Source organism: Anaerobacillus sp. CMMVII (assembly GCF_025377685.1).
Classification (GTDB): domain Bacteria; phylum Bacillota; class Bacilli; order Bacillales; family Anaerobacillaceae; genus Anaerobacillus.
In genome coordinates this window covers 462,328-473,380 of sequence record NZ_JACEHK010000010.1, presented here as the reverse complement: position 1 = coordinate 473,380, position 11,053 = coordinate 462,328, and the positions used below count along the sequence as shown (strand labels likewise).

At 33.0% G+C, this 11,053-nt stretch carries 5 protein-coding genes and 9 pseudogenes; all 14 read right to left on the bottom strand.

The genetic code is table 11. The features are described 5' to 3' along the window. Window positions 1–71: 71 nt before the first annotated feature. Window positions 72–167: pseudogene (locus tag H1D32_RS16000) on the bottom strand (hypothetical protein); the annotation flags it as partial. Window positions 168–205: 38 nt separating this feature from the next. Continuing rightward, on the bottom strand, window positions 206–940 hold the full coding sequence (locus tag H1D32_RS15995) for a glycosyltransferase family protein (RefSeq protein WP_261179255.1): 735 nt from the start codon (window positions 938–940) through the stop codon (window positions 206–208). A gap of 3 nt (window positions 941–943) precedes the next feature. Then, a pseudogene (locus H1D32_RS15990) lies at window positions 944–2,111 on the bottom strand (polysaccharide pyruvyl transferase family protein). 15 nt (window positions 2,112–2,126) lie between these two features. Beyond that, entirely contained in the window at window positions 2,127–2,255 is a 129-nt protein-coding gene (locus H1D32_RS15985) for a hypothetical protein (RefSeq protein ID WP_261179254.1), read from the bottom strand. A 436-nt stretch (window positions 2,256–2,691) separates the two neighbouring features. Then, window positions 2,692–3,152 (bottom strand): annotated as a pseudogene (locus H1D32_RS15980) (glycosyltransferase). Between the two features lie 18 nt (window positions 3,153–3,170). After that, window positions 3,171–4,368, bottom strand: a pseudogene (locus H1D32_RS15975) (glycosyltransferase). An 8-nt stretch (window positions 4,369–4,376) separates the two neighbouring features. After that, window positions 4,377–4,652, bottom strand: coding sequence for a DapH/DapD/GlmU-related protein (locus H1D32_RS15970; protein ID WP_261179253.1), 276 nt, complete (start codon window positions 4,650–4,652; stop codon window positions 4,377–4,379). Window positions 4,653–5,023: 371 nt separating this feature from the next. Then, window positions 5,024–5,775: pseudogene (locus H1D32_RS15965) on the bottom strand (glycosyltransferase family 32 protein). Window positions 5,776–5,797: 22 nt separating this feature from the next. Next, window positions 5,798–6,914: pseudogene (locus H1D32_RS15960) on the bottom strand (DegT/DnrJ/EryC1/StrS family aminotransferase). A 34-nt stretch (window positions 6,915–6,948) separates the two neighbouring features. Further along, on the bottom strand, window positions 6,949–7,587 hold the full coding sequence (locus tag H1D32_RS15955) for an acetyltransferase (RefSeq protein WP_396126218.1): 639 nt from the start codon (window positions 7,585–7,587) through the stop codon (window positions 6,949–6,951). A gap of 3 nt (window positions 7,588–7,590) precedes the next feature. Then, window positions 7,591–8,203, bottom strand: a pseudogene (locus H1D32_RS15950) (sugar transferase). 75 nt (window positions 8,204–8,278) lie between these two features. Further along, window positions 8,279–9,343, bottom strand: a pseudogene (locus H1D32_RS25045) (EpsG family protein). Window positions 9,344–9,373: 30 nt separating this feature from the next. After that, window positions 9,374–10,278, bottom strand: a pseudogene (locus H1D32_RS15935) (glycosyltransferase family 2 protein). Then, complete coding sequence (locus tag H1D32_RS15930; protein WP_261179251.1) at window positions 10,241–11,044, bottom strand: glycosyltransferase; 804 nt, start codon at window positions 11,042–11,044, stop codon at window positions 10,241–10,243. Before H1D32_RS15930 ends, H1D32_RS15935 begins: the two are co-directional and overlap by 38 nt. Window positions 11,045–11,053 lie beyond the last annotated feature (9 nt).

Here is an 11,053-nt window from a genome sequence, read left to right as displayed (position 1 = left end):
TTCCTTCAAAGCTCGATGTTTGTACATACATATCAGCCTGATTTATATATGGGTAGGGTTGGATTTTAAGCCTAACAAAGTGAGTGGTCTTCAAGTTTATTCTCTTTAATTAACCTTGTTAATTTTTCTCTTTCTTCCCCCTCACCTATTATCCTCCATTTTATATTATAGCTTCTATCTACTAGAAGCTTGCAGGCCTTAACGGCTAGATCAAAACTTTTTGATGATGTAACCTTCCAATGGAAAGAATAGAAATTTCATTTCCATCTTTATTAGTCAAACTATTTACATCTTGGCTGGCCATCTTATTTATCATAGTTGGAGAAACAATATTATAAATCATTTCAATTTTTGAAGATATGTTTGGAAACCTCCTGCCTAGAATAGTAGAACATTCCTCCGAGACAGTTACGATATGGTCTAATTTATTAAAATAGTCCATATCGAATTTAGGGTCCATACCCAGTTTTTCGTAGTCAATATGAACCCAGCCTATTTTTTTTAGTGCCCTAACCTTATCCACACAAAAATAGGTTGACGTTTTTTCAAGGAAACCTATAGCCACATCATATTTCTTTTCTAACTCATCTAATGAACTAGCTATATACTTCCAAGTATACTGTTCCTTTAGAGCAGTAGTTTTTATTAATCGATTTCTTAAACTGAACATAAGTCTATTAAATACTAACTTATAATTTCCTTGCAAAGTAAAGTTAGCCATAGCTTTATGAATGGGCAAGGAAAAATCTTTGTAAGTCTCAGGCAGACTAACGATATTTACTTCCTTAGGAATGTATTCCATGAAAATTCCTTCGTGATTAAGTAAAAACAAGTCAACATTGTAATTGCTATAATCAATATGAGCCAATAAATTCACTAAACTCTTTTCCCCACCGCCAGCTGCTAAACTCGGAATGACAAATAATATATTTTTCTTCATCTTTTATCGCACCAATGAAAAAAGCCCACTCAGGTGTTCAACTGCTTTGCGGGACATTTGGTTTATATGTGGAGTAACTTGTTCTAACTGACCTATCAATTTCTTTTCGTCCTTAACCATTTCGTCAAACTTTGCTACTAACTTTTGCTATTTGATAGCTCATTGATATCTAAGACTAATTTCTCTTCACCGAATAGGTCCTTTGCTATTCCTTTAGATTTTACGCTATAACCTAAGACCATTGTTGGAACATGACTGGAGTAAGCTGCAATAGTAGCATGTGTACGTGCTCCGATAAAAAATCTCATTCTTGCAATATAACCTTTATATTGTGTTGCATTTAAGTTATCAGGTAAGATAATTACTCTGTCAGTATGTTTAAAATCACTATAATAATCATAAAGAACCTCATAATCATTATTATCTTGATCTATTACATGTGGTGTTAAAGCAATTGTCATATCTGTATTGTCAAGGATATAAGTTATTAAGTTCTTTACAGCTAATTTAGATCCCCAATTCTTTTTTAATACTAGTGGGCTAAAATTTAATCCTAATGTATTTCCAATTTGCCAACGTTCTGGCAAAGGCAATTCCTCTTTCTCCATTGTAAAAGCTGAATCTGCACAAAGCTCTACATTAGTAAGCCCATGATCTTTTAGTATTTGATAAGTTAGGGTTTCACGTGCTAATATCAGATCAAATGTTTTTAAGTCCTTTAATTTAGTTTCTGAGAGGTCTTCTATTCCAATAGAACAACCCCATAATACTAGCCTTTTTCCTTGCTGCTTAACTCTGCGATGAATTTCATACCACCCTGGCTGTTCCCCGTAACAATAATTATCTCCACCTATAGACAAGCAAACATCTACATCTTCAATGTGCTTAATAATATTATGGTGAATTTTACCCAAAGCATATGACTCGTCACTTAACAATTTTACCTTAGTGACGAAACTAGCCAGTCGTATGAATACTTTTTTAGTTTAGAGTCTGACCCGTCATAAATTCCATCTAGAGCTGTAATGATCTGATCAGTTTCTGGTCTTCCAGAAACTAAATAAACTTCAGCTTGAGGAATGTCATCTTTAATTATTTTTGTGGAGGCGCGAACTATTGCCTCACATCCCCTATTTTGGCTTCCTCCATGGAAGAACATAAGAATTTTCATTATTCACTCCCCATTCTATTTATTTCGAAATCTACTGTATGCCGTTGCACAATATAATCCGACAAAAGATTGTTTATCAATCATATGTAAAATAAATCTTTCATATCTTCCTAGCTGATTATAGTGATATTTACGATAAGACATTAATGCTTCACGTACACTAGAATTTTTTACCATATTAATAATATATCTATATCTTTGAATAGTACTTAACTCTTTAGATGGAATAAGATAAAGATGTATTAAAGACATAACGTTTTTTATTAATTTAAATGCTTTTAGATCGTCAATATTAAGGCTATCACTTATCTTTAGATATTTCGAAATATCCAGTTGATAAACTTCCAATGCCCTTTGAAATAATCTTTTTTTGCTAGATTCCTAGTTGCGCTTCCTGGAACTTCACGATAAAAATAACCAGCATAATTAAGATATTTTACTGAAGTTGCGTAGTTAAGAAAGCTAATATTAAATAATCCGTCCTCCCCTAATGCAACACCTTGAGGAAAACTAATCCTGTATTTTCCAAGTAATTTGTTCTTATATAGTTTAGTACAAACTGAATTTAAATTATCCTCTTTTAAAGATATGGCAATATTGTAGAACTAATATAATCATTTCCTAAACAAGTGTTCTCCTTGAATGGAAATTGAAACTCTAGTAAAGCATTACCAATAACAGATTTAACATTAGACATTATTACATCTACGCTGTCAATATTTGCAGACTCATATAATTGTTGATAAAAATCCTTATCTATATAATCATCTGCGTCAACAAAACCAACGTATTCACCAGTAGCGACTTCTAAGCCTTTATTCTTGCCGTACTTACACCTTGATTTTCTTGACTATATAATTTGATCCTTGCATCTACACTCATGTATTGTTTAATTACATTACAGCTACTATCTATTGAACCATCGTTTATGAATATAAATTCACATTCTTTCAATGATTGAGAAAGGAGAGACTCTATACAATTAGGAAGATATTCTTCAGCGTTAAAGACCGGAATTATTACACTTACCTTATATGCCAACTGTACACTCCCTTTCTATCACCCTATAAGTTTGTACAATTTATCTAGTTCATAATTATTACTATAGTCTTTATCTATGATGTTATTAATTAATTTATTTTTTAAGTTAACATCTTTCATTAAATCTTCAATTGCATTTGCTAACCCATCTACACTTAAATCACAGATAACTCCTTCAATACCATTCTCTAATTGACTGTGTGCAGTTGGATAATTTGTAATGATTATTGGTTTACCTAAAATTTTTGCCTCAGTGACCGTTACCGCTTTGCCTTCATATCTAGATGGTTGAACATACAAATCACAATCCTTCATATAAGGATAAGGATTATTTTTCTTACCTAATAATAAAAAGCTTTGTTCAATTTGATTTTTTTTAATTAATTCTTTTAACTCACTTTCGTAACCACCATAGCCAATTACATGCCATTTTATGTTTGTATAACCTTGATCATGTAACTTCTTTAATGTTTTAACGGCAATATCAAAACCTTTTACATAAGATAGTCTTCCAACTGACAATATGATAAATCATTTTTGTATTCTTTATTAACATCTTTAGTGTAACTCCCCATACACTTAATAAAATCTGGTGATGTTATATTCTCAATTAATTCAATCTTATTTTCTAGTTTTGGATACTTAGAAAGAAAAGCTTTTGTACATTCTTCTGAAATTGAAGCAATATGATCAAATTTTTCCCAAGTCTTATAATCTAAATTATTATCTATTTCCAATTTACTGTAATCAGTGTGGATCCAAGCTATCTTTTTCCTTGCAATTACTTTTTCAATTATCAGATTGTGTGGCCAAGCATAACTAATCGCTACATCGTACTCTATCTGCAATTTAGGCAAACAAAATGACAAGAATTTCATTGTATGTTGCATTTGAATATAGCCAGATCCTTCAACTAACTTTCTAGTTTTAGATTTAATAATAGCTATTACCTTTGAAAGCAGTCTAATGAAAACAAAATTGTACCGTCTTTCTTTTATGCATTGTTTAATAGGTTTTCTAAAAAAGTATATTCCTCAATTTGAGGTAAAACATTCACTTGTTTTGGTATCAAACTCATGAATTCACCACAGTGGTTAAATATTAATAAATCTACAGAATACTTTTCATAGTTAAAGCTATTTAACATGTTAATTAGACTTCTTTCAATACCACCAATTTCCATATCATATATAGATATTAATACCTTCTTCTTCATAGCTCCACCTATACTCCTACAACATTACTAGTAATTATTTCTTTTTGAACATTATCAAAACTAATAAATTTAGACTCTCTCTTATTAACAAATAATGTATTTTCAGGTACAACACCCTTTACGACACTCCCAGCAGCTATTACAGAGTTGTCACCAATGTTTGTGTTTTTTAGGATTACAACATTTGAACCTATCCATACATTTTGCCCTATAAACACCTCGCCAATTACCAAATGCTGATGGTCTTTATTTTTATAATTATGATCATGATCATTAATACTCACATTAGGCGCTATTTTCGTATTACTTCCTATTGAGATTTTATTTACACAATTTATGGTGCAATTGTCATTTATGAATACCTTCTCCCCAATACTCAATATCCATTGTAGTCGATACGTAAGCTTGCATTTTTTCTAATAAAGACGAATTTCCCAAAAATATTTTAGCCTTTTTATTGAAGATTTCTATCGTACTCTTAGATTGTAACGAGAAAATAGAGGATTCTATATTTCTAAAATATAATATCTTATAAAATAAACCCCTTAAAATTGATGTTATCTGGGATATAGTCATAAGTGCCGTGAAGTAAACTCCTCTTTTACGACAGTCTATCAACAAAACTGTTGTAATTTTTTTAATTAATTTAAACATACTAAATCACCTTAGCTCTTTTAGATTTTTTTACCACTTCCCTTAATTTCGCAATATTCTCTCCACCTATGAGTTTAGCTAAAAATTTCTTAAAATTCCCTTTAACTCTCACACTGAACGGCAACCAACTCTTGTAGAAATGATGCATGGTATATGTATCTTTAGTAATAAACTTTCTACAATTAATATAATCATAAGGTGAAAAAAAGGTTTGCGGATAAAAGGTCCCTAACCCCTCTATCTCCTGAAGTTGCCCATTTAGAATTAAGCCTTGGTTTGTTAGTATTTTTGAAATGACAGCTACATTCGTTAACTCGTCTAAACTACCATCATCCTTCAAGAACTTTCTATCTTGATATGAATTTAAGAAATCTTAATTAATTTATTTCTCTGTTGAGAACCAATAGTACTTGTCGCTATAAAGTTTTCTTGTTCAAAGCCCCAAAAAGAATGATGATGCAAGAGATCATCAAAGGATTTAAATACTTCTACATCGGTATCTAAATAAATTCCTCCGAAATGATATAGTACATAGACCCTAACGTAGTCACTGACAAATGCATATTTCTTTTTTTCGTATGCTTCTTTCACATATGCGTTTTTATCTAAATCAAAGGCATTTTCATTCCATTCTTTCAATTGATAATCTGGTAGATTTTCTTTCCATGACTGTATACATTTTTGGACAATTTCTGGTTTTTCTTTCCCACCGAACCAGCAATAGTGAATAACTTTTGGGATAGTATTAATCATAATTCACCTCTTGAGCACAAGTTTAGGTAACCTTTAACTCAACCAATTTTCTAATAGAATTAATGACTCTTGTTTGTTCTTCTTCTGTTAAGTTACTTCCAGAAGGTAAACAAATACCGTTAGAGAATAATTGCTCAGAAACACTTTCAGTTGAGTTGTTAGCATAATATAAGCACCCATTAAATAAAGGTTGCATGTGAAGTGGCTTCCAAACGGGTCTTGCTTCAATATTTTCTTCTGCTAGAGTTCCGATGATCTCTCCAGTTGTGATACCAAATGTTTTAGGTTCAACTGTTACTGCAGTAAGCCAACGATTTGTCTTTGTATTTTCTAATTCTGGCATAAAGCTAATCCCCGGAAGATGGCCTAGTCCCTCAACATATTGATTAAATACGTTTCGCTTTGAGTTTACACGTTCTTCTAAAACTTCAAGTTGCGCTCTACCAACTCCAGCTAAGATATTGCTCATTCGATAATTAAAACCTAGCTTACTATGCTGATAGTGAGGTGCTTGGTCTCTCGCTTGTGTCGCTAAAAACGAGCTTTTCTCATTGCTTCGATATCGTTAGAAACGAGCATTCCCCCACCAGAGGTCGTAATAATCTTGTTACCATTAAATGAATAAATCCCATATTTTCCAAAGGTTCCGCTTGGTTTCCCTTTATACGTCGACCCAAGAGATTCTGCCGCATCCTCAATTATTGGTACAGTAAATTGATTACAAAGTGAAACAATTTCATCCATTTTGCACTTTGCCCGTAGAGATTGACTACGATAACGGCTTTCGGTAATTTTCCGTGTAGCAGTGCATCTTGGAGTGCTCTTTCCAACGCTTCAGGAGACATATTCCAGGTTTCAGGCTCTGAGTCAATAAACACAGGTTCGGCACCCTGATAAAGAATTGGATTTGCACTAGCAACGAATGTCAGGGTTGAACAAAAAACAGTATCACCTTTTTCTACTCCTAATAAAATAAGAGCCAAATGAATGGCTGCGGTACCTGAACTTAAGGCGACAGCTTCATTGACTCCTACATAACTGGCTAATTCTTTTTCAAATGCATCGACATTTGGTCCGAGTGGTGCAATCCAATTCGTTGCAAAGGCTTCATTAATATATTTAAGTTCATTGCCACTCATATGTGGTGACGATAAGAAAATTCGCTTATTATCCTTAGACAAATTCAACCCTCTCTTTCGAAATGACTTTTGCCGGTACTCCTACAGCCGTACAATACGGTGGGATGTGATTAATGACTGTTGCACCACCACCAATGACAGACCACTCCCCAACCGTTATATTCGGAATAACGGTCGCACCTGCACCAACATGAACTCCATCTTCAATATGAGCAGTTCCCGTCAATGTAGCATTTGGTGAGATATGAACAAAATTTCCTAGGCGATTATCATGCTCAACAATCGCGCCTGTGTTGATGATTGAATGCTGCCCAATGTTAGCATCAACGTTTACAACAGCATTGGCCATAATTACAGTTCCAGAACCGATTTTGGCTCTTGGACTAATCACAGCAGAAGGATGGATTAAGGTTGCATAGCTTTGTTTTGGCAAGTTTAACTGAGTAACAATGTTCTTCCGAATACGATTGTTGCCAATTCCAATGACAAAACTAACTTCTTTAAAAATATAAATTAACTCCTTAAGTGAAGAAATTGGTCCTACATACATATGATTAATGATCGTTGTTTCTTGATACTTATCATCTAAATAACCAACAATCTCATGCTGATTATTAGCTGTTATCATATCCTCAATAACCTTACTGTGACCACCCTTGACCAATGATAACAATCTTCATATTCCACCCTCATTCACTGAAATATTAGATCCTCTAAAGCGTTCCATTGTAACATTTTCTTGTTGATTAATACCCTCAGACTTCAAAACTTTATACACTGTTAAGATAGCAATTTTTATATCTAGTAATAATGACTGATTATTTACATACCAAACATCTAAGGCAAACTTTTCTTCCATGTGATCGCATTGCGACCATTTACCTGAGCCCATCCCGTAATTCCAGGCTTTACTTTGTGACGATTTATCTGTTGCTCTGAATATAAAGGTACATATTCCATTAATAGCGGTCTTGGACCTATTAAACTAATGTCTCCTTTTAGTACATTTAAAAGTTGTGGCAACTCATCTAAACTATATTTTCTAAGAAACTTACCAAAGATGTTAGTCTTACATTGTCAGGTAGTAGGTTTCCGCTACTATCCTTTTCATCTGTCATTGTTCTAAATTTATAGAGATTAAACGGCTTACTGTACAATCCAGGACGTTGTTGTTTAAAAAAAATTGGTGATCCTATCTTAACTTTAACTAATACTGCAACAATAATTATCATTGGAAATAATATTACTAATAATGTGACTGCAACTAATAAATCAATAAAACGTTTCATAAGGAACACCGCCCTATCTATTTTTTAGTATTATCAGGCAATTATCATATAATTGAATATGGTTATATCCCTGTATCAAAAATTGATATAATCACTTCTGTAATAAATGTTCAACGCTATAACATGCTCATAATAAAAGTAGATAAAATAACAGATTAAAATACCATAATAGATTAGTTTTTGATCTTTTTCTCTAAAAACCTTGACAATCCAAGAAATTAAAATCAACTGATACAGTCCAAAGTAAATAGCAAATCTAGCAAAGATCCAATTTTGTGTTGATATTATAAGGAAAACCAACCCAAGTATTGACATATTAACTATGACGTCACTATTAGGGAAAATATGCTTGAGCTTTTCTCTTCCAAAGTAAGCAATCACAACCGGAACAGCACCTACGACAACTCTAAGAAAATTTGCCCCACCTTCTTGAAAATTTTTATAACCTCCATATTGGGTATCTTCAATCGCTTAAACAATATATCCATGAATGTGTTAAACCTAAAACGATAAGGATACCAGCTGCTAATAATAGAAAAGTTGACTTCGACCAGGCTGGTTTTCTCACAATAAAGTAAATAGGTATTAGTATTAGTGCTGTTTGATGAATCGTAGACGCAAAAAATACAACAAGCATGTACTTCTTCCAATCTCCATCAATCAAAAATTTAGTTGCACAAAATATGATGGCAGCCGCAAGATATTGTCTTATTCCGTTCATTGAAACTAAAAAATATCCAATAGCTATATAGACATATAAACTTAACTCAAATAATCTTGAGTAGTTGTACAGGGTTACAACAATAAGTGTATTTGTCAGAAATGCTACTACAAATATTAATATTTGAGGATCGCTTGAAAACTGCTGTAAAAGCATTTGCAATAAATTAAAACCAAAATCGCCTTTAAAATCAATGTTTTCTAAGCTAAAAGTAGTAATTCGATATGAGTGCATATAATAATATGTGTCTCCAATATTGTTTTGAAGCCCCGCTACTGCTACTAAGCTCGATAAAGCTAAAAAGGCCAACACTTTATTTGGCTTTATGTAGGTAGGACCAATTTTCGTTCTTTTTGCCACAATGCGTGACAAGAAAGAAATAGATAAACGATCAATAGATTTAGATAAAATACATTCATTGAAAATACCCTTTCCTTAAAGGAAATGTCTTATGAACTATTTTTTAATACATTTACTTTTTTTGTGTTTTTAATATAAAAATATAACAAAATCCCAAACGGTGTTGCTATTAGTGTAGCTACTTTACAAGGAGTCTCTACTAGGAACCTGAAATTCTTTATCAGTAGATTACTTGATACATAATGAATCGCTTCTCTTATTTGATCCTTATATGTTGGTGCATGTTTCATGGCTACTTTTCTAAAAAAGAAAAACCTCGGGGGTTCTTTTTATACTGGTTAATCATATTCATACTAGAACCATCCGCTAGATATTCAACATGACAGAGAATCTCATTCATAATGAGTAGCGGATACTTCTGATCAATCAAGATATACTTATAACTTAAGGGACAATATTTTTCACCAGGAAACACTGGATAAGGTGGCGTATTTTGTGTCAGTTCTGAACGATACACTAGCTTTTTATCTCCTTTAACTTTGTGTTTTGAATATAAATCAGTTAGTGGCGCTGATTTGAGATATTCTGGCATTTTTGTTCCTATAATTTTCCCCGCTTGGTCAGCATCAAGTCCTACAATTCCAGCAACCTTTGAATTGCCATGTAGTTGCCAAAATGTAAGTATTTTTTCAACGGCATCATCAGCCATATAGTCATCCGAATCAATGCAAACATTTAGTTCTGTTTTAATTAATTCATATGCTGTATTATGTGCCCCATGCATCCCCTGATTTTCTTGATAATGGTAGTCAATCGTAATGGTCCCTTCTTCTATCCAAGTCTTAACAAGTTCTCTTGTATTATCAGTAGATCCATCATCTATGATTAGCCAGACAAAGTTTTTATTTGTTTGTTTTTTTAAACTCTCAAAGCATAAATGTAAGCAATATCCCCTATTATAAGTCGGTGTAAAAATTGTTAAGGTTGGCATCATGACTTACCCCTCCAAAACTTAAGCTTTCCTTTGAACTAAACGCTTGACCTACATAATATCCTGTTAACCATTTTGCCATCGTGACTGTATCGTAGCCTTTTTCTCTTAGTATTTCTGCTGTCTCTTCATGTCCATATGAAGTTGAAAGTATAGTGTCTGCCCAGACAGATGGTGGATCATTCAAGCTAAGAAAGTTAAGTCTACCTGTAACATTTGTTTCAGTTGTAATTGTGTCTGAAACGATACAGTTTAAACCTGCTGCTTGTGCTTCCACTAGGACAACCGGTAACCCTTCAAAAAGCGAGGGGAAAAGAAATAAATCAAAGCCCTGCATAAGATTTGCTATGTCCTTTCTAACACCTAAAAATCGGACATTTTCTTCTAAACCAATCTTTTTCACCTTTTTCTCAATATCTACGCGTAAATGCCCTTCCCCAACTAACACCAAAATGGCATTTGGAAGTTTCTCATGAACTTCCTTAAAGATATCTATCATAAATTCATGATTTTTTTGTTTATTAAATCTTCCAATATGACCAATTACTAAACTATCTCTTGCTTTTAGCTCACGACGAACTTTCATTCGATCTATCTGGTTAAAGCCAAACTCTTCTACATTTACTGCATTATTAAGTACTGTTAACTCTTTAGTAGACGCTATTTCTTGACCAAAGAGCCATTCCCCAGCCTTCTTTGAACAAGCAAAATAGTTACTGGGCTGGCCCTTCATGACAGATCTAGCATATAATCGAAATGGGAGTTTCATATCTATTCC